The sequence below is a fragment of the Actinomadura roseirufa genome, from assembly GCF_900659635.1.
In the GTDB taxonomy this organism is placed as follows: Bacteria; Actinomycetota; Actinomycetes; order Streptosporangiales; family Streptosporangiaceae; genus Spirillospora; species Spirillospora roseirufa.
This window is the reverse complement of the sequence record NZ_CAACVB010000045.1, coordinates 19523-41772: the sequence shown is the minus strand read 5'-3', so window position 1 is coordinate 41772 and position 22250 is coordinate 19523. Positions and strand designations below refer to the sequence as shown.

Below are 22250 nucleotides of genomic sequence, written 5' to 3'. Positions count from 1 at the left end.
CCGTGCGCGTCCGCCCCGGCGCGGCCGTCGCGCCGCCCCGCGTCCGCGTCGTCGACGACGCCTCCAGCACCGCCACCGTCGTCGAGGTCCGCGCCCACGACCGGCCCGGCCTGCTGTGGCGGATCGGCCGCGCCCTCGGCGCCTGCGGCCTGCACGTTCGCGCCGCCCGCGTCGACACCCTCGGAGCGGAGGCCGTGGACGTGTTCTACGTGGTCGACGGCGACGGCCGCCCCCTCACGGGACCCACCGCGCCCGAGACCGTCCGCGCCGCCGTCCTGGCCGCCCTGACCTGACATCCGCGCCGCCCAGCCCGTCGCCGGAAGGCCGGACGCGCGACCGGGCGGGGCTTTGCCGCCGACCCGATACGCTGATAGGCGATCCCAGAAGCTTTCCAAGGACGGGTCCAGACACGTGTTCGAGACGCTCTCCGACCGGTTGACGACGGTCTTCTCGTCGCTGCGCAGCAAGGGCCGGCTCTCCGAGGCCGACATCAACGCGACGGCCCGCGAGATCCGTATCGCGCTGCTCGAGGCCGACGTGGCGCTGCCCGTGGTCAAGGACTTCATCGCGCGGGTGAAGGAGCGGGCGGCGGGCGAGGAGGTCTCGCAGGCGCTGAACCCCGCCCAGCAGGTCGTCAAGATCGTCAACGAGGAGCTCATCAACATCCTCGGCGGCGAGACGCGCCGGATCAGGTTCGCCAAGAACCCCCCCACCGTCATCATGCTCGCGGGCCTGCAGGGCGCCGGAAAGACCACCCTGGCGGGCAAGCTCGCCCGGTGGCTGAAGGGCGAGGGCCACGCGCCCCTGCTGGTGGCCGCCGACCTGCAGCGCCCGAACGCCGTCCAGCAGCTCCAGGTCGTCGGCGAGCGCGCCGGGGTGCCGGTGTACGCGCCCGAGCCGGGCAGCGGCGTCGGCGACCCCGTCGACGTCGCGCGCCGCTCCATCGACCAGGCCAGGCACGCCCAGCACGACGTCGTCCTCATCGACACCGCCGGCCGCCTCGGCATCGACGCCGAGATGATGCAGCAGGCCATCGACATCCGCGACGCCGTCCGGCCCGACGACGTGCTGTTCGTCGTCGACGCGATGGTCGGCCAGGACGCCGTCAACACCGCCCAGGCGTTCATGGACGGCGTCGGCTTCGACGGGGTCGTGCTCACCAAGCTCGACGGCGACGCCCGCGGCGGCGCCGCCCTCTCGGTCCGGCACGTCACCGGCCGGCCGATCATGTTCGCCTCGACCGGCGAGAAGCTCGAGGACTTCAGCGTCTTCCACCCGGACCGCATGGCGGGCCGGATCCTCGACATGGGCGACGTCCTCACCCTGATCGAGCAGGCCGAGCAGGCGTTCGACGCCGCCCAGGCCGAGAAGATGACCAGCAAGTTCGCCTCGGGCGAGGACTTCACCCTCGAGGACTTCCTCGAGCAGATGATGATGATCCGCAAGCTCGGCCCGATCGGCAACCTGCTCGGGATGATGCCCGGCATGGGGCAGGTCCGCGACCAGATCAGCCAGATCGACGACAAGGACCTCGACCGCGTCGCCGCGATCATCCGCTCGATGACCCCGCAGGAGCGCGCTCAGCCCAAGATCATCAACGGCTCCCGGCGGGCCCGCATCGCGCGCGGCTCCGGCGTCGGCGTCGGCGAGGTCAGCAGCCTGGTCACCCGCTTCTTCGACGCGCAGAAGATGATGCGGCAGATGGCCGGCGGCATGGGCCTGCCCGGCATGGGCGGCCCCGGTCGCCGCAAGGCCGCCAAGGCCGCGAAGGCCGCCAAGAACAAGAAGGGCAAGCAGCGCAGCGGCGACCCCCGCAAGCGCGCCGGCGGCGGCGCCCGCCCCGAGCAGCCCGCGGCGGACGCGATGCCCCAGGGACTGCCCCCCGGCGTCGGCGGCGGCCTCCCGGGTCTCGGCGGCCAGCTCCCGCCCGGCTTCCAGATGCCCGACCTCGACAAGCTCCAGGGGCGCAAGAAGAAGTGACCCTCCCGGCGGCCGGCCCCCCGGGGCCCGGCCGCCGCGAGCGGTTCCGCCCGTGGCCGGCGCGCCGGACGACGTCCCACGTCACCGCGTGTTCCGGGGGCCGTTCCCGCCGTCCGCGGCGTGCCGATCATGAGGACACGAGGACACGTCGCCGCGTGTCCTCGTGCGATTGCGCTTTTCCCGCGTTCGTCTGGCAGAATGTCAGGCTGGAAACCCCGGAATCGCCAGGCGCCCTCTCTCGTCCTGCGCGACCGGAGTCCATCGGGCGGCCGTGAGCCGGTGTTCCCCACCTGGTACGGGCCGCTCACCCTGTAATGAAGTCTGGAGTACACCACACCCGTGGCAGTCAAGATCAAGCTCAAGCGTCTGGGGAAGATCCGGAACCCGCAGTACCGGATCGTCGTGGCCGACGCCCGCACCAAGCGGGACGGCCGGGCCATCGAGGAGATCGGGCTCTACCAGCCCAAGCAGGAGCCGTCGCTCATCCAGATCGACTCCGAGCGCGCGCAGTACTGGCTCGGCGTCGGCGCGCAGCCGACCGAGCCCGTCCTCAACCTGCTGAAGATCACCGGCGACTGGCAGAAGTTCAAGGGCGAGCCGGGCGCCGAGGGCACCCTCAAGGTCGCCGAGCCCAAGACCGACAAGAAGGCCGTCTTCGAGGCCGCCGTCAAGGAGTCGCTGGGCGACGACGAGACCGGCGGCACCGCGACCCGGGGCAAGAAGAAGGCCGAGCCGAAGAAGTCCGAGGCCAAGGCCACCGAGACCACCGAAGTCAAGAGCGAGGGCTGACGTGCTCGAAGAAGCGCTCGAGCACCTGGTCCGCGGGATCGTCGAGAACCCGGACGACGTCCGGGTTCGCGCCCGCCGGATCAGGGGCGGCCGGGTCCTGGAGGTGCGCGTGCACCCCGAGGACCTCGGCAAGGTCATCGGCCGCAGCGGTCGCACCGCCAAGGCCCTGCGCACCGTGATCAGTGCCCTCTCCGGGGGCCGTTACGTGCGCGTGGACCTGCTCGACGTCAACGAGGTCCGCTGAGTGCGCCCCTGGCATCACGCATGCCGGGGGCCTCTCGGCGCCCCCGCCCGGTTCCCCGGCGCCCGCGCCGGGGACGGCACGCCCGGGGACCCCGTCCCCGGCGCCGCCCGCCGATCCCCCCGGGACGGCCGGCACCGGACGGGGCGGTCCCGATGAGCGAGCCGCTCGTGGTGGGCCGGATCGGCCGCCCGCACGGAGTCCGCGGCGAGATCACCCTCGACGTCCGCACCGACGAACCGGAGACCCGGTTCGCGGCGGGCACCGAGATCGCCACCGACCCCGCGGCGGCCGGGCCCCTCACCATCGAGCGCGCCCGCTGGCACTCGGGACGCCTGCTCGTGCGCTTCGCCGGGATCGACGACCGCGACGCCGCGGAGGAACTGCGCGGCGTCTGGCTCGTCGTCGCCCCGGACGACATCACCCCGTCCGCCGACCCCGACGACTTCCACGACCAGGAACTGATCGGCCTCGCCGTGGTCACCACGGACGGCGCCGACGTCGGCCGGGTCGCGGAGGTCCGCCACCACGGCCAGGACCTCCTGGTCGTGCGCGGCACCGGAGGCGACACGCTGGTCCCGTTCGTGGCCGCGCTCGTCCCCGAGGTGGACGTGCCCGGGGGGCGGCTCGTCATCGACCCGCCCCCCGGACTGCTCGACGGACCATGAGACTCGACATCATCACGATCTTCCCCGACTACTTCGCCCCCCTGGAGGTCTCCCTCCTCGGCAAGGCCAGGCGGACGGGGCTGCTCGACGTCCACGTGCACGACCTGCGCGCCTGGGCGCACGACCGGCACCGCACCGTCGACGACACCCCCTACGGCGGTGGTCCCGGGATGGTGATGAAACCCGAACCCTGGGGTGAGGCCCTCGACGCGGTCGCACCGCCCGGCGCCGCGCCGCGGCTCGTCGTCCCGACGCCCGCCGGCCGCCCCTTCACCCAGGCCCTCGCCGCCGAGTACGCCGCCGAACCGTGGCTGCTGTTCGCCTGCGGCCGGTACGAGGGCATCGACTACCGCGTCGTCGAAGAGGCCCGCACCCGCATGCCCGTGGACGAGGTCAGCCTCGGCGACTTCGTCCTCGCCGGCGGAGAGGTCGCCGTCCTCGTCATGGTCGAGGCCGTCGGCCGGCTCCTGCCCGGCGTCCTCGGCAACGCCGATTCCGTCACCGACGACTCCTTCGCCCCCGGCGCGATGGAATCGCTGCTCGAAGGCCCCGTCTACACCAAGCCGCCGGTCTGGCGCGCCAGGGCCGTCCCGGAGGTCCTGCTGTCGGGCCACCACGGCGCCATCGCCCGGTGGCGCCGCGACGAGGCCCTCCGCCGCACCGCCCGGACCAGGCCGGAACTGGTCGCCAGGCTGGCACGCACGGCCCTTGACGAGCACGACCGCGACGTCCTGCGCGAGGCCGGTTGTCCGGTCGACGGCGAAGGTATGGCACACTGAAGTGTCGCCGTGCGCTCGGCCGCGCGGCACCCCGAAGACCATCTCCGCGGCGCGACGCCCCCACGCACGTCCCACCGGGGCCTCTCGGCGCCCGCGTTCGACCATGAGGAACCGCTGCGATGCACACCCTGATCCAGGAGATCGAGAAGGCCGCGATCCGCGACGACGTCCCGGCCTTCCGGCCGGGCGACACCCTCAAGGTGCACGTCCGCGTCACGGAGGGAAACCGGAGCCGTATCCAGGTCTTCCAGGGCGTGGTGATCCGGCGGCAGGGCGGCGGCGCCCGCGAGACCTTCACCGTCCGCAAGGTCAGCTACAGCGTCGGCGTCGAGCGGACCTTCCCGCTCAACAGCCCCTCGATCGACAAGATCGAGGTCGTGACCCGCGGCGACGTCCGCCGCGCCAAGCTCTACTACCTGCGCAACCTGCGCGGCAAGGCCGCGCGCATCAAGGAGAAGCGCGACTTCTGAGCCGACGTGCGCCGCGCCCCGGGAACCCTTCGCGGTCTCCGGGGCGTTGCCCGTTTTACCGGGACGGTCCCGGGCGACACGCCCGCCGACGGGGCTCCTGGGCCCCGGCGCCGCTAGGCTTTCGCTCTGATGACTGACGAGGACGATCGGAGAGACGTGCGATCCGAGGCCGAGGGCGCGGTGCCCGAAGAAGAGCAGACCGTGACCTCCGCCGAGGAGACGGCCGACGACGACGGACCGGGCGAGGGCAAGCGCAAGAAGAAGCCGGGCTCGTTCTGGAAGGAACTGCCCGTCCTCATCGTGGTCGCCGTCGTCCTCGCCTTGGTGATCAAGGCGTTCGCGGTCCAGGCGTTCTACATCCCGTCCGGGTCCATGCAGAACACGCTCCAGATCGGCGACCGCGTCCTCGTCAACAAGATCGTCTATCACACGCGGGACATCGCCCGCGGCGACGTCGTCGTGTTCAACGGCCTCGACTCCTGGGACCCCGAGACCCAGGTCAAGGAGCCCGGCAACCCCATCTCCAAGGCCCTGCACGCCGTCGGCAGCGCCTTCGGCGTCGCGCCGAACGAGAAGGACTACATCAAACGCGTCATCGGCGTCCCCGGCGACCACGTCACCTGCTGCGACGCCCAGGGCCGCGTCTCGGTCAACGGCGTCCCCCTGGACGAGAAGTCCTACCTGTTCACCGACCCGATCACGCACGAGCAGAACAAGCCGTCCAACGAGCCCTTCGACGTCACGGTCAAGCCGGGCCAGCTCTGGGTGATGGGCGACCACCGCGAGCTGTCCTACGACTCCCGCTCCCACCGCGGCGACCCCGGCGGCGGCACCATCCCCACCGACCGCGTCATCGGCCGCGCCTTCGTGATCGTCTGGCCCCTGAACCGCCTCGACACGCTCCCGATCCCCGGAACCTTCAAACAGGCCGGCTTCAAGACCGCCTCCCTGGCCGCTCCCGCGACCCCGCTCGTCCTCGGCTTCGCCGGCGCCCTCCCCGTCACCTACCTGAGACGCCGCCACCGTTCAAGGCCCAGCTCCCACTGACCCCCGCCCGACCGAGAGCGGCCCGCCCAGCACACAGCCGAACGACGCCCCCGCCCCACCACAGCATGATCGTTCTCCAGCCCCACGAGACGCCCCCCTCCAACCAAGCACCAAACCCCGACCCGCACACCCGGCCCACACCCGCCCCGAAGACCCCCGCGCACGCTTACCCACCACAACCACCCACTCCACCCGCCCAGCGCTTCTCGGTGCTCCGTCCACACGACGGAAGGGAGCGCGTGGACAGTGCGCCACGGCGGACGCATCGGCACCCCGATGTTCTCCAGCGCTGAGGGACTTGCCGCTCCAACCAAGCGCCAAAGCCCAACCCGCGCACCCCGCTCACGTCCACCCCGGAACCCCCTACGCGCCGCGACCACCCACCCCACGTCGCACTACCTGCAAAGGTCATCGCAGGCGGAGGCTTGCCCCCCGCCGTCGGCACCGTGTCCCTCCTGCAGCACGGGCCGCGCGACTGCGGCCGTCTCGAAACGGCCCCCGCCTACCCTGAGCCCGCTGCGGGGCCCGCCCCGGACCAACATGAAGCCGCCCAGAGCGACATGGCACCGCCCATATCGCCCGTGGCACCGCTCAGCGCTGCGTGACCTTGCCTAGATCGGCACGACACCGCCTCGCACTTCTCGGTAGTTCGATCAGCGACGGGAAGGTGTGCGGGCAAGCCCTTGGCCTCGTGCGGGGCAACGGAAGACGGGGGTGCCGGTGCGGGGCCGGTCCGGGTGCGTTGGGGGTGATCGGAGACATGGTGGGAACGATGGCATTCGGGAGGCGGCACAGGGTTCCGGCAACGTACCCTGCGGAGCATGAACGGTCGACCACTCCGCTTCACGCCGCGCCGTGACGCGGGGTTGTACGCCTACGAGCGCGCCTTGGCGCACGGCGGGTTCAGTCCCGTGGCGGGAGTGGACGAGGCGGGGCGCGGCGCCTGCGCGGGGCCGCTCGTCGTCGGTGCGGTGATCTTGCAAGGCGCGAAGCGGATCGACGGCCTCACCGACTCCAAGCTGCTCACCCCGGCGCGCCGCGAGGAGCTCTACGCCGAGATCACCACGTGTGCGCGCGCCTGGAGCGCGGTCATCATCCCCTGTCACGACATCGATCGGATCGGCCTGCACCGCTGCAACATCACCGGGATGCGCCGGGCCCTCGCCGCGCTGGACGAGCGTCCCGCCTACGTCCTGAGCGACGGGTTCCCCGTCCCCGGCCTGGGCGTCCCGGCCCTCTCGATGATCAAGGGCGACCAGGCCGCCGCGTGCGTGGCGGCGGCCTCCATCGTCGCGAAGGTGACGCGAGACCGCATCATGGTGGACCTCCACGACCGCTACCCGGCCTACGGGTTCGACGTCCACAAGGGCTACGTCACCCGCGCGCACGGGACGGCCCTGGCCGAACACGGACCGTGTCCAGAGCATCGGTTCTCCTATGTCAATGTCGGACGTGCGTTGCGTAACAATGGAGAGGTGGCCTTGAGAGAGGAGACCGAAGGGCAGGTCCCCGGCGGAGGCCGGACGGAAGGGGCACGAGCGTGAGCGCCGAGGATCTCGAAAAGTACGAGACCGAGATGGAGCTGCAGCTCTATCGCGAGTACCGCGACGTCGTGGGGTTGTTCACCTACGTCGTGGAGACCGAGCGCAGGTTCTACCTCACCAACTCCGTCGACCTCCAGGTGCGCAGCGCCGACAACGGTGAGATCTATTTCGAGGTCACCATGCAGGACGCCTGGGTTTGGGACATGTACCGCCCCGCCCGCTTCGTCAAGAACGTCCGTGTCGTCACCTTCAAGGACGTCAACGTCGAAGAACTGGCGAAGAGCGAGTTCGAACTCCCCGCGGACCAGTAGCCGACCCCTCCGCCCAAACGGGCCGACCGGCCCGCCCCGATCGGCTTCTCGTCACCGAGGACCCGCCCTTTCCACACGACCGCCGGCATCTCCGCCTGCACACGTTCACGTGTGTCAGAACCGCGATCAGGATCCACGAGGAAGACAGGGCCTAACCCCGCCTGGGCGACACCGATCGCCAGCGCGCCTTCTCACCTCCTTGTACTGCGGGCTCGCCCTCTGCGGGGCGGCTTGGGGGCGGGGTCACATGTTCGGTTCGCTGGAGGTCCTGAGGCGCCCGGGTATCAGGACCCGGCCGGGGCGGTGCGGATCGCCGGTGGGCGTTCTCATCTCCTTGGATTGCGTGCTTGCTCTCTGTGGGGCGGCTTGGGGGGAGGGTCACATGTTCGGTTCGCTGGAGGCCCTGAGGCGCCCGGGTATCAGGACCCGGCCGGGGCGGTGCGGATCGCCGGTGGGCGTTCTCACCTCCTTGTACTGCGTGCTCGCCCTCTGCGGGGCGGCTTGGGGGCGGGGTCACATGCTCGGTTCGCTAGAAGCCCTGAGGCGCGCAGGGCAGTACGGATCGCCGCGCACTACCTCGCCCCTGTGCGGTGCGTGCTTGTTCTGTACTGAGCGGGTTGTGTGGGGTGCGCTCGGGGTCGCTGGAGGTCTAGGGGGTCAGGTATCAGGGCTGCTTGGGCGGCGGGGCTTGGTGGCGTACCTTCTCGTCTCCTTATGGTGCGTGCTTGTGGTGCGCGCGGTGGGCCGTGAGCGGCGCCGCGTTCTCGGGTCGTTGGAGGTTCCCGGGAGTTCTGGTGTCTGGGCTTGTCTGGGTGGTGCGGAACGATGGCGGGGCTTCTACCTCCTTGTGTTGTGGCTTTTCTGTGAGGGTGGGGCGCGTGTGGGGCTGTGTGCTCGGGGCGTTGGCGGTTCCGGGGGCGGTCTGGCGGCGGGGCGCGGTTCGGGGTGTGGACGGGGGTGATCGCTAGGTGAGGTCACGGCTCTCCTTGCCCGAAAGAGGGTGGAAGGGCTTGGTGGCGCCGAAGGTGAGGCGTTCACGGGGGAGCGGGCGCCCGGGTGGGGGACTTGGCCGACTTGGTCAGGCGCCATCCGGTGGGGGCGCGCTCCACGAACCCGGCGGCGGACAACAGGCCCAGCTTCGCGTTGGCCGTGGGCAGGTCGACGCCCGCCTTGGCCGCCAGTTGGGCGGGGCCTGCCGAGCCCCGGGCGGGGAGCGCCTCCAGGACGGAACGGGTGACCGGGTCCAGCCGGTCGCGGGGCAGGACGGGGGTGTGCGGCGGCGGGGCGAGGTCGGTGCCGATGAGGCCGACGGCCTCGACGATCTCCGCGGTGCGGCTGATCAGGACGGTGCCCTCCTCGCGGAGGAGCCGGTGGCAGCCGACGGACGTCCGTGAGGTGACCGGGCCCGGGACGGCCATGACGACGCGGCCGAGCCTGCGGGCCCAGGTCGCGGTGTTGAGCGCACCACTGCGCGCCTCCGCCTCGACGATGACGCTGCCGCGTGACAGAGCGGCGATCAGGCGGTTGCGGACGAGGAAGCGGAGCCGGTGCGGCGGCACGCCCGGCGGCGACTCGCTGACCAGCAGCGAACGCCGGGCCATCTCGGCGAACAGGCCCTCGTTGGAGGCGGGATAGGGGACGTCGACGCCGTTGGCGAAGATCGCGACGGTGGTGCCGTCGGCGGCCAGGGCGCCGCGGTGCGCGGCCGCGTCGATCCCGAGCGCCCCGCCGGAGATGACGGTCCAGCCCGCGTCGGCCAGGTCGGAGGCGAACTCGGCGGCGGCGCGCAGCCCGTACGGGGACGCGGCGCGGGAGCCGACGACGGCCACCGAACGCAGGCACCCGTTCCGGAGGTCGCCGGGGCCGCGCAGCCACAGCGCGTAAGGGCGGTTGGCGCCGAGGTCGTCGAGCGTGGTGGGCCATTCGGGGTCTCCGGGGCAGATCAGGCGGCCGCCGAAGCGGGCGCAGACGGCGAGATCCTGGTCGGCGTCGCCGGTGGCCAGCCGGACCCGCCAGTGGTCGAGGCGCTGAAGCTCCTGCGGCGTGACGGGGACGTCGCCCGGGAGACGGCCGGTGCGGATCGCCTCGAGCGCCCCCACGCCGCCGGTGCGGTCGATGATCCGGTTGAGGAGGGCGTCGCCGGGCTCCGCCACCGCCGTGAGCGTGGCGCGGGCCGTGTGCTCGGGGGTCATGGACGGCTCCACAGGGCGAGCGCGCCGCCGATGTCGTCGGCGCTGGGCTCGTCGTGGCCGGACAGGTCCGCGATGGTCCAGGCGACGCGCATGACGCGGTCGAGGCCGCGGGCGCTGAGCGTGCCCCGGTGGAGTGCCTCGTCGGCGGCGTGCATCGCCTCCGGCGAGGGGGTGAAGCGGCGGCGCATCTCCGGACCGGGGATCTCGGAGTTGGAACGCCATGGGGTGTCGTACAGGCGTTTGAGTGTTCTCTCCCGCGCGGCCAGGACCCGGTCGGCGACCACGTGGCTGGCCTCGGCGAACTCGAGGTCGTACCGCAGTTCGGCGCGACTCGCCGGGGCCAGTTCGAGTTTGAGGTCGATGCGGTCGATGAGCGGACCGGATATCTGGGAGGTGTACCTGCGCCGCAGTCCCGGGGCACAGGAGCAGTCGACCTGCTTGGCCGCCGCGCAGGGGCACGGGTTGGCCGCGAGGACGAGCGTGAAGCGGGCCGGGAAGGTCGCGGTGCCCTCGGCCCGCGAGATGCGGACCTCACCGTCCTCCAGGGGCTGGCGGAGGGCGTCGAGCGTCCCGCCCTGAAATTCGGGGGCTTCGTCCAGGAACAGGATGCCCCTGTGGGCCAGGGACACGGCGCCCGGTTGCAGCACGCGGCCGGAGCCGCCGCCGACCATCGAGGCACGGGTCGCGGTGTGGTGCGGCGCGTAGAACGGGGGCTGGACGATCAGCGGCCGGCCGGGCGGGAGGGTCCCGGCGACCGAGTGGATCGCGGTGACCTCGAGCGCCGAGTCGGGTTCCAGCGGCGGCATGAGCGTGGGCAGGCGCTCGGCCAGCATCGTCTTTCCGCACCCGGGCGGGCCGGAGAAGAACAGGTGGTGGCCTCCGGCAGCGCTGATCTCCAGGGCGTGGCGGGCTTCCGCCTGGCCCTTGACGTCGGCCAGGTCGAGGTCCCTGCGGGCCTCCTGGCGGCGGATCGCCGTCCCTTCGGGAGAGGCCGGGGCCGCTGCCGGCTCGTCCTCCTCGACGGGCGGGGGTTCGTCGCGCAGGACGCAGAGGAGGCCGCGCAGGGTGCTCGCGGAGACCACCTCCACGTCGGGCACGAGCTCTGCCTCCGCGGCGTTCGCCCGGGGGACGACGACCGTGCGGCACCCGGCGTTCGCGGCGGCCAGCACCGCGGGCAGGACGCCGGGGATGGGACGCAGCCGCCCGTCGAGGCCGAGCTCGCCGATCAGCACCAGGCCCGCGCAGGACTGGGCGGGGACGACCTCGGCGGCGGCGAGGAGCGCGACCGCGATGGCGATGTCATAGCTCGAGCCGCGTTTCGGGAGGCTGGCGGGGAAGAGCGACACGGTGACGTGGCGGTTGGGCCAGTCCTCACCGGAGTTGTAGATCGCCGCGCGGACGCGGTCGCGGGCCTCGCTGAGCGCCGTGTCGGGCAGGCCGACCAGGTGCAGGCCCGGGATGCCGCTGGTGATGGCGGCCTCCACGTCCACGATGAAGCCGTCGACGCCCACGACGCACACCGAGCGGGTCTTCGCGAGCGTCATCTAGCACACCTCCCGCAGATGATCGACGGAGAAGCCGTCGCCGTCGGCGACGAGCCCCAGCACGTCCACCCGGACCGAGGTGCCGCCGACGCCGCGGGCGGCCGCCCACTGCCAGGCCAGGCGGCGTAACCGCGCCGCCTTCGCCGGGGTGATGGCGTCCAGCGGGTCGCCGAACCGCGCCGAGCTTCGCGTCTTCACCTCGCAGACGATGTGCTCGCGGCCGTCGTGGGCGACGATGTCGAGCTCCCCGTCGCGGGAGCGCCAGTTCCGGTCGAGGATCGTCCAGCCGAGCCGGGACAGGTAGGCGGCGGCGGCTTCCTCGCCGCGCCGGCCGAGGCCGATGTGAGTGGTCATGGGGCCTCACCTCCGGTCTTCGACGGTGCCGGAGGCGGGCACCCGCAGACCGAAAAATGGCGCACTGTGGATAACCCCGGTGAGCAAATGCCGCGAATCACGGGAAACTGCCGGAGGGTGCTTGCTTCGGCCCGGCGGTTGCCGCAGCGTGGCGGCTGTGACCAACCCCTTGGACGAGGTCGTCCTCGAGTTCGGACGGCACCTGAGCGCCGAACGCGACGTCTCGCCCCACACTCTGCGCGCCTACCTGGGAGACCTGAAAGACCTGTGCGGCCATGCGGCTGACGTGGGCGTGGCAGAGCCTCAGGACCTTGACGTCACCCTGCTGAGGGCGTGGCTGGCCCGGCAGCACGCCGTCGGGCGGTCCCGAGCCACTCTCGCCCGCCGCACCGCCGCCGTTCGTGCGTTCACGCGGTACCTGCACAAGCGTGGTCTGCTCAAGGACGACCCAGGGCTGCTCTTGGGCACGCCCAAGAGCCAGAGAGACCTGCCGGGGGTGCTCACCCAGGACCACGCCGCGCGGCTGCTGGACGGGATGGACGCGCAGGGTCCCGTGGGGCTCCGCGATCTGGCGATCCTCGAAGTCCTCTACGGAACGGGTGTTCGCGTCAGCGAACTGTGCGGACTCGACATCGACGATCTGGACGGCGGTCGCCGGACGGTCCGCGTCATGGGCAAGGGCGGACGCGAACGCACCGTCCCCATGGGTGAACCCGCCGAGCGAGCCGTCCAGGATTGGCTGCGGGCGGGTCGCCCCGCCCTGGCGAACGAGGCGAGCGGCCCGGCGCTCTTCCTAGGCGCACGTGGAGGCCGTCTCCATCCGACGAGTGCCCGGCGCGTCGTTCACGCACGGATCGCCGAGGTCGGCCAAGTGCCGGACCTGAGCCCGCACGGCCTGCGCCACAGCGCCGCGACCCACCTGCTGGAGGGCGGTGCGGATCTCCGAAGCGTTCAGGAGATCCTTGGGCACGCCTCGTTGCAGACCACCCAGCTCTACACCCACGTCTCGGCGGAACGGCTCAAAAAGGTCCACCGCCAAGCCCACCCCCGGGGCACCCGGGAATCCTGAGCGTTGTGACCGCAGCCTCGGCCAACGGCCCCGGCCCGGCGCTTCGTAGTAGTTGACCGCATGCCCGGGCCGAGGCGTCGGCCTGGCAATTCGGTGCTGATTGCATATCCGGCACACTGGGCCGGGCACGGCGGCTCACCCGAGAGCTTGCTCATGTGAGCGCGGTATCGCTCCGCGATCAGCCCGCCGGCCGGCTTGAGGCGCGCCTCCGGCTTCGTACCAAGCGGCCTGGCCACGCGCGCGCGACGGCTGAGGGCCATCTTGAGACAGGCCCCTTGGCGGTGTTTTCGATCCCGGTGTGGGAACCGCCTTCCGTGTCGCCTCGCCGGGGGAGGGCACGCGCGTGACGGCTGTGGGGCGCCTTGTGACAGCCCCCTTGGGCGGTGTTTCCAAGCCCGGTCTGGGGCCGCCTTTGGTGTCGCCTCGCTGGGGTGGGCAGGCGCGCGATGGTTGCGGGGCGCCTTGTGATAGGTCCCCTTGGCGGTGTTTCCGAGCCTGGGTTGGGGGCCGCCTTCGGCGGTACCTCGCTGGGGAGGGCACGCTCGCGCGATGGCTGCGGGGCGCTGTGAGACCGGCCCGGAACGCGATCACGATCCGGCAGATTGTTGAAGGCCGGTTTCAGTGCCGGTGTCGGCTGCCATGGAGCGTGTGCTTTGCCGGGCCGGGCTGCGGGGCCCGTGCGGAGAGCGTCAGGGGGTGCGGCGCAGGCGGCGTTCCCTGGTCAGGTCGATCACGCCCGGCGGGGGGCGGCGGGAACGAAGGCGCCTGCGCCTGCGGCGCCAGGCGAAGGCCAGGCCGTAGGCGACGACGACGCCTGTCAGCGCGCCTCCAGTGGCCGAGGTGGCGTCGCGCAGGACCATGTTCGGCTCCTGAGGTGCCTGGTGGTGCTCTCCCCGCGGGGGAGATGCGGGAGTCTCCCAATAGGGCAGCAGCCGGACCTTGCGGGTGACCAGGGTCAACGGGTCCAGATAAGTCCGTCCCTGGATCAGCCCCCAGTGCAGACAAGGCGTCATGCAATGGTTCAGCCCGGACTCCAGAATTCCCAGGGGAGTCCCTGCGGACACCTTCCGCCCGACCTGGACACTCGGACGGACGGGAAGGTAGGTCGTGCGCACCACGCCGTGATCGACCGCGACGATGCCGCGCCCGGCGAGGCGTCCGGCGTAGGAGACGCGGCCCGGCCCGGCGGCCAGGACGCGCTGCCTCGGACGTGCGGCGAGATCGACGCCGCGATGACCGGCTCCCCAAGGGACGGCCGGTGGGGAGAACGCCCGGACAACCTTCGGCGCGGGCGGACCCAGGGGCCACCGCCAGGCGCCCGGCCCTGGCGCGCCCGTAGAGATCATGCAGGCGAGCAGACACGTGAGCAAGGTCATGTCCACGAGCCTGGCGTCCGCGGCCACCGCGCGTCCCGAAGGCTGTGAACTGTGGATAACTGCCATGACCGTTGATTCCCGGACGCCTCCGAGCCCTGATAATCTGTAGCCGTGCCCGGAAGGACACCGGCCAGGCCAGGCCGCCGCTGAACCGCTTGACGATGGTGAGGCGGGAAGCCGCTCCCGGTGAGCGGAAGGGCCAAAAGATTCGGGAAAGTCTCCGGATCACAGCCGCCTGGGGTATCCCGGCGGCTGATTTCACGCGTCCGCATGCCACTGCACATGTGGGGCGCCGCCCCTTGGTCCGTCGCCGCGGCGACGGTGGGGCGGTACCCGGACGCGGGCAGACAACCAAATGCGGCCTCAGGGCCAGAGAAGGAGAACACGGGCCATGGCACCCGTCGTCACCATGCGGCAGCTCCTTGAGAGCGGCGTCCACTTCGGCCACCAGACTCGTCGGTGGAACCCGAAGATGAAGCGCTTCATCTTCACCGAGCGCAACGGCATCTACATCATCGACCTGCAGCAGTCGCTGTCCTACATCGACCGCGCCTTCGAGTTCGTCAAGGCCACGGTCGCCCACGGCGGCACCATCCTGTTCGTCGGCACGAAGAAGCAGGCCCAGGAGGCCATCGCCGAGCAGGCCACCCGGGTTGGGATGCCCTATGTCAACCAGCGCTGGCTGGGCGGCATGCTCACCAACTTCTCCACCGTCCACAAGCGGCTCACCCGGCTCAAGGAGCTGGAGGAGATCAACTACGACGACGTGGCCGGCTCCGGCATGACCAAGAAGGAGCTCCTCGGCCTGCGCCGTGAGAAGGACAAGCTCGAGCGCACCCTCGGCGGTATCCGCGACATGGCGAAGGTCCCCAGCGCCATCTGGATCGTGGACACCAAGAAGGAGCACATCGCGGTCAACGAGGCCAAGAAGCTCGGCATCCCGGTCGTGGCGATCCTCGACACCAACTGCGACCCCGACGAGGTCGACTACCCGATCCCCGGCAACGACGACGCCATCCGCAGCGTCAGCCTGCTGACCCGGGTGGTCGCCGACTCCGTGGCCGACGGCCTCATCGCCCGCGCGGGCGCCGCGTCCGGCGGCGACGAGAAGCCCGCCGAGGGCGCCGCGTCCGGTGCCGCCGAGCCGCTGGCCGAGTGGGAGCGCGACCTGCTCGAGGGCAAGCCGGCGGACGAGGCCGCCGCCCCGGCGGAGGCCGCCGCCACCGAGGCGCCCGCCGAGGCCCCCGCCGAGGCCCCCGCTGAGGCCCCCACCGAGGAGGCCGCTCCCGCCGAGGCCGCCACCGAGGCTCCGGCCGAGCAGCCCTCCGAGGCGAACGCCGAGTCCGAGCAGGCCTGATCCCGCGGTCCCGGCGGCCCCGAGCGCGGGGCCGCCGGGACCTTCGCGGGCCGTACGACCACCGACGAGAGAAGCGAAGAGAGCGATGGCTAACTTCACCGCCGCAGACGTCAAGCGGCTTCGCGAGCTGACCGGCTCCGGCATGATGGCCGTTAAGAACGCCCTCACCGAGGCGGACGGCGACTTCGAGAAGGCCACGGAGCTGCTGCGTCTCAAGGGCGCCAAGGACGTGGGCAAGCGCGCCGAGCGCACCGCCGCCAACGGCCTGGTCGCCGAGCACTTCGAGAACTCCGGTGACGGGGCGCTCCTGGAGCTCAACTGCGAGACCGACTTCGTCGCCAAGAACGCGTCGTTCATCGAGCTGGCCGACCGCCTGGTCAAGTTCGCCGCCGGCAGCGGCGTCGCCGACGCCGTGGCGCTGCTGGGCGCCGAGATCGAGCCGGGCAAGACCGTCCAGACCCTGATCGAGGAGAACAGCGCCAAGATCGGCGAGAAGCTCGAGCTCCGTCGCTTCGCCCACTTCCAGGGCGCCTACGTGGCGAGCTACCTGCACAAGTCCGACCCGTCCCTGCCGCCGACCACGGGCGTGCTGGTCGAGCTGGACGGCGAGAACGCCGAGGTCGCCAAGGACGTCGCTCAGCAGATCGCGGCGATGGCCCCCAAGTACCTGACCCGCGACGAGATCCCCGCCGAGGCGGTCGAGAAGGAGCGGGCGCTCGCCGAGCAGCTCACCCGCGACGAGGGCAAGCCCGAGCAGGCCATCCCGAAGATCGTCGAGGGCCGGGTCAACGCCTACTTCCGCGACTTCGTCCTCGTGGAGCAGGCGTTCGTCAAGGACGGCAAGAAGACCATCGCCAAGGTCCTGGACGAGGCCGGCGTGAAGGTCACCCGCTTCGCCCGCTTCAAGGTCGGGCAGGCGTAAGGGCACTCTGGAGACAGGGACCCGCGAGATTCCACGACGTTACGAGGAGGCCGCCGACGTGCCGGACAAGACGACCACTAGCGCGACGGCGGCCTCGTCGTCCGACCAGCACGCGCCCCGCGCGGGCTGGAAGCGCGTACTGCTGAAGCTCTCGGGTGAGGCCTTCGCCGGGCGTGAGCCGCTCGGCATCGATCCGGAGGTCGTGCAGCACGTGGCCGAGGCCATCTCCGAGGCCGTGAAAGACGGCGTGCAGGTGGCGGTCGTCTGCGGCGGCGGCAACATGTTCCGCGGCGCCCAGCTCGCCGAACGCGGCATGGACCGCGGCCGCGGCGACTACATGGGGATGATCGGTACCGTCATCAACTGCCTGGCCCTCCAGGACTTCCTGGAGAAGCTCGGCATGGACACCCGCGTGCAGACGGCCATCACCATGAGCCAGGTGGCCGAGCCCTACATCCCGCGGCGCGCGATCCGGCACCTGGAGAAGGGCCGGGTGGTCATCTTCGGCGCGGGCCTCGGCCAGCCGTTCTTCTCCACCGACACGACGGCCGCCCAGCGCGCGCTGGAGATCGGTGCGGAAGCCGTTCTGAAGGCCACCCAGGTGGACGGCGTCTACGACGCCGACCCCCGAAAGAATCCAGACGCGGTCAAGTTCGACCGTTTGGATTACGGTGAAGTCCTACAGCGGGGCCTGAAGGTCATGGACGCCACGGCCATCAGCCTCTGCATGGACAACACGCTCCCCATCGTGGTCTTCGACCTCATGGGGCAGGGCAACATCGTCCGGGCCGTCCGGGGTGAGAAGATCGGCACGCTGGTGAGCCCGGCGGAGGGCTGACCGCAGCCCGGACCGCAGTGGCAAGGGCCGACCAGATGACACGGGAGTCACAGTGATCGACGAGATCCTCCTCGAGGCCGAGGAGAAGATGGAGAAGGCGGTCGCGGTCGCCAAGGAGGACTTCCAGGCCATCCGCACCGGCCGGGTCACCCCCGCCATGTTCAACAAGATCACGGCGGAGTACTACGGCACGCCGACGCCGGTCAACCAGCTCGCGTCGTTCACGCTGCCGGAACCGCGCATGGTGATCGTCCAGGTCTTCGACAAGTCGTCCATGCAGGCCGTCGAGAAGGCGATCCGCGACAGCGACCTCGGCGTGAACCCCACCAACGACGGCAACGTCATCCGGGTGGTCTTCCCCGAGCTGTCGGAGGAGCGGCGCAAGGAGTTCATCAAGGTCGCCGGCGGCAAGGCCGAGGACAGCAAGATCTCCATCCGCAACGTCCGCCGGCGCGCCAAGGACACCCTCGACAAGCTCGCCAAGGACGGCGAGGTCGGCGAGGACGAGGTCCGCCGTGCCGAGAAGGAACTCGACGACACCACGCACCGGTACGTGGCGCAGATCGACGAACTGCTCGAGCACAAGAAGGCCGAACTGCTCGAGGTTTGATGGAACTCGACGACGCCGGGGGGCCCGCGGGCTCCCCGGACGAGCCGGAGGTCGACATGCCCGGCCCGCCGCCCGGCGAAGCATTGGAATCGCCCTCCGGTACGTCCCCCGTGGACGATCCGTCCACCGGCGACGATGCTTCCCCTGCCGACGGTCAGTCCGCCGCGGACGGATCGTCCGGAGCGACAGCATCCGACGGGAAGCGCTCAGGCAGGACCGGCCGTAACCTGCCCCTCGCCATCGGCGTGGGCAGTGCCCTCGGGGCGCTGGTCCTGGTGTCCCTCTACACGGTCAAGGAGATCTTCCTTGGCGTGATGGTCGTCTTCCTGTTCCTCGGCATGCGCGAGTTGACGCAGGCCTTCGAGACCCGCGACATCCGCGTGCCGTTCATCCCGCTCGCCACGGGCATGGTCGCGACACCCGTCGTCGCCTACGTGTGGGGTCCCACCGCCACGGTCGCCGCCGTGTCCCTCACGCTGCTGGCGCTGCTGATGACGCGCATGGCCGAGGGCGCGGACGGCTACGTGCGCGACGTCTCCGCGGGCGCGTTCATCGTCGGTTACCTGGTGCTGATCGGCGGGATCGTGGCGCTGCTCCTGCGCCCCGGCGACGGCGACGACCGCATCGTGATCTTCGTTGCGGTCACCGCGGCCAGCGACATCGGCGGGTTCTTCGCCGGGTCGTTCCTCGGCAGGCACAAGCTGGCGCCCGCGATCAGCCCGAAGAAGACGTGGGAGGGCGTCACCGGCTCCGCGCTCACCTGCATGATCGTCGGCGGGTGGCTCGTGTGGTGGCTGCTGGACGGCGGACGGCCCTGGCAGGGCGTGCTGATCGGTCTCGCCGCCGTCGTCACCGCGACCGTCGGCGACCTCATCGAGTCGATGATCAAACGGGATCTCGGCATCAAGGACATGGGGACGCTCCTGCCCGGCCACGGAGGCGTGATGGACCGCCTCGACTCGCTGGTCGCGACGGCACCCGTGGTCTGGCTGCTGCTGGAGCTGTTCGTACCGAGCTAGGAGATGACCCAGGAGCGGTTCTGCTGGGCCAGCCGCCGCACCAGGGCGTCCGACCCCTCGCTCTTGGCGAAGCGGTGCTCCTCACCGGTGATGGGGACGAGCCACAGCCAGCGCACCGTGTCCTCCTGGAACGTCAGCCCCGTCAGGCTGGGAGCGGGCGGCCCCGCGAGCCTGTTGGGGTCCTCCAGGAGCAGGACGCCCTCCCATGCCTGCTCACCGCTGCCTAGTGGGAACGTCCGGGCCTCGTGGTACCACTTGACCACGTCCCCGGGGGCGAACCACGTCACCGACCGCCACGGGTACTGCGCCAGCCAGGGGAAGATGCTTCCCGCCCGCTGGCTGGGCAGGCTGCTCGCGACGGCGAGCTCGATACGGCCGTAGGGGGCGACGTCGTCCTCGTACAGCTCCACCGTGGGCATCCTCTGGCGGCTCATCCCCACGGTGCTCAGCACGGTGAACTCGCGATTGCCCCGTGCGGGACGCTCTGAGACTCCGACCGTCGGGGCCACGTTCGCCCTCCCGCCCGCCAACTGGCGTCCGACGTCGTGCCAGTAGTGGCCGCCCGGCCCGAGACGCTGCAAGAGGTGGCCCAGTACCGACTGCTGGAAGTCGGCCCATGAGCCCTCCGCGCGGCACGTCTCCCAATGCTCGCGTGCCCGCTCGATCCTGGGGGCGAAGTCCTCGATCTCCTCGTCCAGGGGGAAGGCGAAGGGGCTTTGCTCCGTCGCGTCCCGGACGTATCCGGGGATGCCGCGGCCCATGTCCGACCAGCCGGGGATGACGAAGAGGGGTTCCCCGCCCTCCAGGACGGCCACTCCGTCGCCCTCTTCGAACCACACGACCTCCAGGGCGGAGGCGTCCAGCTCCGCGCGGCCTTCCGGATGCCGCACATGTGACTCGGGCAGAAGGGGCGCGCTGCCCGAGTCCAGCCGTGTCCGGTCCAGTTCGGCGGGGGCCTCGCGGTGGTTGGCCACCCAGACCGCCCCGACCACCGAGTCCCGCGCGTCCTTCAGGTAGGCCGCGGTGACGTCCCCGTCGGACTCGATCACGAGCCGGCGGCTGCCGTACGGGCTGGCCTCGGCATGGACGACGGTGGCCGCCGGGTTCCGGGGGGACGCGGTACCCCTGCGCAATACCGACATGATCGGAACCTTAGCCGCAGACAAGGTCATGTGCAGGGTTGTCGCGTCTCGCTTGTGTTCCGGCCGCGCGGCGACCGCGCCGTCCACGGACGAGGCATCCACGGGTGTTTGCGACACTGGGAGGACCATGTCTGCCACCACCGACTCTCCGGCCAACGGCCCGGCCGCCCCAGGGGCCGCCGAGGGCGACGTTCAGGCCGCCCAGGCTCCGGCCGCCGCCGGGGACCCCACCGCCGCCACCGACGCCACGGCGGGCGGCCCCCGGAAGACCCCGGCCAAGCTCGTGTTCGCCGCCCCGCGCCGGGGCAAGCCGCCGCGGCACCTCGCCGACCTGTCCGCCGCCGAACGGCGCGAGGCGGTCGCCGCGCTCGGGGAGAAGCCCTTCCGCGCCGACCAGCTGTCGCGGCACTACTTCGCCCGCCTGGCCGACGACCCGGCCACGATGACCGACCTGCCCGCCGCGCTGCGGGAGCGGCTCATCGCCGAGCTGTGGCCCTCGCTGCTGACGCCCGTCCGCGAGATGGACTGCGACGGCGGCAGGACGCTGAAGACCGTCTGGAGGGCGTTCGACGGCGTCCTGTTCGAGTCGGTGCTGATGCGCTACCCGGACCGGGCGACGATGTGCGTCTCGTCCCAGGCCGGCTGCGGCATGAACTGCCCCTTCTGTGCGACCGGACAGGCGGGCCTGACCCGCAACCTGTCCACCGCGGAGATCGTGGAGCAGGTCACCGCCGGCGCGCGGGCCCTGGCCCGCGGCCGTGTCCCGGGCGGCCCCGGACGGGTCTCCAACATCGTCTTCATGGGCATGGGCGAACCCCTGGCCAACTACAAGGCGGTGATCGGCGCGGTGCGGCGCATCACGGATCCGGCCCCCGCCGGGCTGGGGATCTCCCAACGCTCGGTCACGGTCTCCACCGTCGGTCTCGTCCCCGCCATAGAGAAGCTGGCCGCCGAGGACATGTCGGTGAGGCTGGCCGTGTCCCTGCACGCGCCGGACGACGAACTGCGCGACGACCTCGTCCCGGTCAACAACCGCTGGAAGGTGGCGGAGGTCCTGGAGGCCGCGTGGGCGTACGCGGACCGCAGCGGCCGCCGCGTCTCGATCGAGTACGCCCTGATCAAGGACATCAACGACCAGGGCTGGCGGGCCGATCTTCTGGGCAGGCTCTTGCGCGGGAATCGCGTACACGTCAATCTGATCCCGTTGAACCCGACGCCCGGTTCCAAGTGGACCGCCTCGCGTCCCGAGGACGAGCGGGAGTTCGTCCGGCGCCTGGAGGCCCACGGGGTCCCGGTCACGGTGCGCGACACTCGGGGCAGGGAGATCGACGGGGCCTGCGGGCAGCTGGCCGCGGCGACCAGGGACTGAGCGCGCCCGCGGGCGCGCTCCCGGCGCGCCGAGGGCGCGCGGGGACGCGGGCTGAGGAGCACGGGTGCCGGGGAAGACGGGTGCGCGGCCGCCGGTGGCGCTGCGGGGCTATGACCGCGGGCAGGTGGACGTCCTGCTCGAACGCATCTCGCGGGCGCTGACCGGCGGGCCGCCCCTGTCCGCCGACGAGGTCCGCGCGACCAGGTTCGACATCGTCCTGCGCGGCTACGAGCAGCGTGCGGTGGACGAGCTGGTCCGGGAGTGCATCAGGGAGCTTCAGACGGTCGCCCCTAATGGCGAGCGGTCGGGCCGTCCCCGTGTGCACCCTGGCTGGCTCGTCAACTGGATCCAGAACGCGCGTTTCTCCAGCGCGCGGCTGCGCTCCGGGTACGACGTGCGGGACGTCGACGCGTTCCTCGACCGGATCGTCGCCGGGCTGCGCGGCGCGGCCCCGCCGGTGACCGCCCGCGACGTGCGCGAGAGCGCGTTCCGCGTGGTCAGGCTCGGACCCGGTTACGACGAGCAGGAGGTCGACCGGTTCCTCGTCCAGCTGGCGGGAGCCCTCGAACGCCGCTGACCTGCGGGTGAACGATCGTTGACCGGACGGTGGCCGGACGTCGGCAACGAAG

Annotated in this window: 23 protein-coding genes; 18 read left to right on the top strand and 5 right to left on the bottom strand. The window is 71.4% G+C overall.

Annotation, left to right across the window (positions count from 1 at the left end; translation table 11 throughout):
* The 10 genes from E1291_RS12955 to E1291_RS12910 form a co-directional block, all read left to right on the top strand.
* Positions 1–293, top strand: a 293-nt coding sequence (locus tag E1291_RS12955) for an ACT domain-containing protein (RefSeq protein WP_131738018.1), incomplete at its 5' end; no start/stop codon positions are given.
* 118 nt (positions 294–411) lie between these two features.
* Entirely contained in the window at positions 412–1980 is a 1569-nt protein-coding gene (ffh, locus tag E1291_RS12950; RefSeq protein WP_131738017.1) for a signal recognition particle protein, read from the top strand.
* A 339-nt stretch (positions 1981–2319) separates the two neighbouring features.
* Entirely contained in the window at positions 2320–2769 is a 450-nt protein-coding gene (gene rpsP / locus E1291_RS12945; protein ID WP_131738016.1) for a 30S ribosomal protein S16, read from the top strand.
* A gap of 1 nt (position 2770) precedes the next feature.
* On the top strand, positions 2771–3013 hold the full coding sequence (locus E1291_RS12940; protein WP_021598307.1) for an RNA-binding protein: 243 nt from the start codon (positions 2771–2773) through the stop codon (positions 3011–3013).
* Positions 3014–3165: 152 nt separating this feature from the next.
* Positions 3166–3678: a ribosome maturation factor RimM gene (gene rimM, locus E1291_RS12935; protein ID WP_131738015.1), complete on the top strand. Its 513-nt coding sequence runs from the start codon at positions 3166–3168 to the stop codon at positions 3676–3678.
* Positions 3675–4457: a tRNA (guanosine(37)-N1)-methyltransferase TrmD gene (trmD, locus tag E1291_RS12930; RefSeq protein ID WP_131738014.1), complete on the top strand. Its 783-nt coding sequence runs from the start codon at positions 3675–3677 to the stop codon at positions 4455–4457. Before rimM ends, trmD begins: the two co-directional genes overlap by 4 nt.
* Before the next feature lie 119 nt (positions 4458–4576).
* Positions 4577–4927 (top strand): 50S ribosomal protein L19, encoded by a 351-nt coding sequence (gene rplS, locus E1291_RS12925; protein ID WP_131738013.1) that lies wholly within the window; start codon positions 4577–4579, stop codon positions 4925–4927.
* Between the two features lie 129 nt (positions 4928–5056).
* A complete protein-coding gene (gene lepB, locus E1291_RS12920; RefSeq protein ID WP_131738012.1) occupies positions 5057–5974 on the top strand; it encodes a signal peptidase I in 918 nt (305 codons plus the stop codon).
* An 821-nt stretch (positions 5975–6795) separates the two neighbouring features.
* Entirely contained in the window at positions 6796–7518 is a 723-nt protein-coding gene (locus E1291_RS12915) for a ribonuclease HII (RefSeq protein WP_131738011.1), read from the top strand.
* Complete coding sequence (locus E1291_RS12910; RefSeq protein ID WP_131738010.1) at positions 7515–7829, top strand: DUF2469 domain-containing protein; 315 nt, start codon at positions 7515–7517, stop codon at positions 7827–7829. The genes E1291_RS12915 and E1291_RS12910 overlap by 4 nt, the downstream gene beginning before the upstream one ends.
* A gap of 1034 nt (positions 7830–8863) precedes the next feature.
* On the opposite strand, the gene dprA is transcribed toward E1291_RS12910, so the two are convergent.
* From dprA to E1291_RS12895, 3 genes are read right to left on the bottom strand one after another with little or no spacing between them, the layout of a single operon-like run.
* Positions 8864–10021, bottom strand: a complete 1158-nt coding sequence (gene dprA / locus E1291_RS12905; RefSeq protein ID WP_131738009.1) for a DNA-processing protein DprA — start codon at positions 10019–10021, stop codon at positions 8864–8866.
* Positions 10018–11565: a YifB family Mg chelatase-like AAA ATPase gene (locus E1291_RS12900; RefSeq protein WP_131738008.1), complete on the bottom strand. Its 1548-nt coding sequence runs from the start codon at positions 11563–11565 to the stop codon at positions 10018–10020. The genes dprA and E1291_RS12900 overlap by 4 nt, the downstream gene beginning before the upstream one ends.
* Positions 11566–11919 carry a YraN family protein gene (locus E1291_RS12895; protein WP_131738007.1) on the bottom strand — a complete coding sequence of 118 codons (354 nt, stop codon included), beginning with the start codon at positions 11917–11919 and terminating at the stop codon, positions 11566–11568.
* 157 nt (positions 11920–12076) lie between these two features.
* Here E1291_RS12895 and E1291_RS12890 point away from each other — a divergent pair, with 157 nt between their 5' ends.
* Positions 12077–12988 carry a tyrosine recombinase XerC gene (locus E1291_RS12890; protein ID WP_242614117.1) on the top strand — a complete coding sequence of 304 codons (912 nt, stop codon included), beginning with the start codon at positions 12077–12079 and terminating at the stop codon, positions 12986–12988.
* A 689-nt stretch (positions 12989–13677) separates the two neighbouring features.
* On the opposite strand, the gene E1291_RS12885 is transcribed toward E1291_RS12890, so the two are convergent.
* The gene (locus tag E1291_RS12885) at positions 13678–14364 is read right to left on the bottom strand and encodes a murein hydrolase activator EnvC family protein (RefSeq protein WP_207400709.1); all 687 of its coding nucleotides are present in this window, start codon (positions 14362–14364) and stop codon (positions 13678–13680) included.
* A 391-nt stretch (positions 14365–14755) separates the two neighbouring features.
* On the opposite strand from E1291_RS12885, the gene rpsB reads away from it, so the two are divergent.
* From rpsB to E1291_RS12860, 5 genes are all read left to right on the top strand, one after another.
* A complete protein-coding gene (gene rpsB / locus E1291_RS12880; protein ID WP_131738004.1) occupies positions 14756–15721 on the top strand; it encodes a 30S ribosomal protein S2 in 966 nt (321 codons plus the stop codon).
* 85 nt (positions 15722–15806) lie between these two features.
* Entirely contained in the window at positions 15807–16643 is an 837-nt protein-coding gene (tsf, locus tag E1291_RS12875) for a translation elongation factor Ts (protein ID WP_131738003.1), read from the top strand.
* Between the two features lie 58 nt (positions 16644–16701).
* On the top strand, positions 16702–17481 hold the full coding sequence (gene pyrH / locus E1291_RS12870) for a UMP kinase (protein WP_131738002.1): 780 nt from the start codon (positions 16702–16704) through the stop codon (positions 17479–17481).
* 52 nt (positions 17482–17533) lie between these two features.
* Positions 17534–18091 (top strand): ribosome recycling factor, encoded by a 558-nt coding sequence (frr, locus tag E1291_RS12865; protein ID WP_131738001.1) that lies wholly within the window; start codon positions 17534–17536, stop codon positions 18089–18091.
* The gene (locus tag E1291_RS12860) at positions 18091–19110 is read left to right on the top strand and encodes a phosphatidate cytidylyltransferase (protein ID WP_242614116.1); all 1020 of its coding nucleotides are present in this window, start codon (positions 18091–18093) and stop codon (positions 19108–19110) included. The genes frr and E1291_RS12860 overlap by 1 nt, the downstream gene beginning before the upstream one ends.
* Here E1291_RS12860 and E1291_RS12855 read toward each other — a convergent pair.
* The gene (locus E1291_RS12855) at positions 19107–20252 is read right to left on the bottom strand and encodes a suppressor of fused domain protein (RefSeq protein ID WP_131738000.1); all 1146 of its coding nucleotides are present in this window, start codon (positions 20250–20252) and stop codon (positions 19107–19109) included. The two genes, E1291_RS12860 and E1291_RS12855, sit on opposite strands and share 4 nt — an antisense overlap.
* A 127-nt stretch (positions 20253–20379) precedes the next feature.
* Between E1291_RS12855 and rlmN the strand changes: the two genes are divergently transcribed.
* On the top strand, positions 20380–21621 hold the full coding sequence (rlmN, locus tag E1291_RS12850) for a dual-specificity RNA methyltransferase RlmN (protein WP_131737999.1): 1242 nt from the start codon (positions 20380–20382) through the stop codon (positions 21619–21621).
* Positions 21622–21685: 64 nt separating this feature from the next.
* A complete protein-coding gene (locus tag E1291_RS12845; protein ID WP_131737998.1) occupies positions 21686–22198 on the top strand; it encodes a DivIVA domain-containing protein in 513 nt (170 codons plus the stop codon).
* Positions 22199–22250 lie beyond the last annotated feature (52 nt).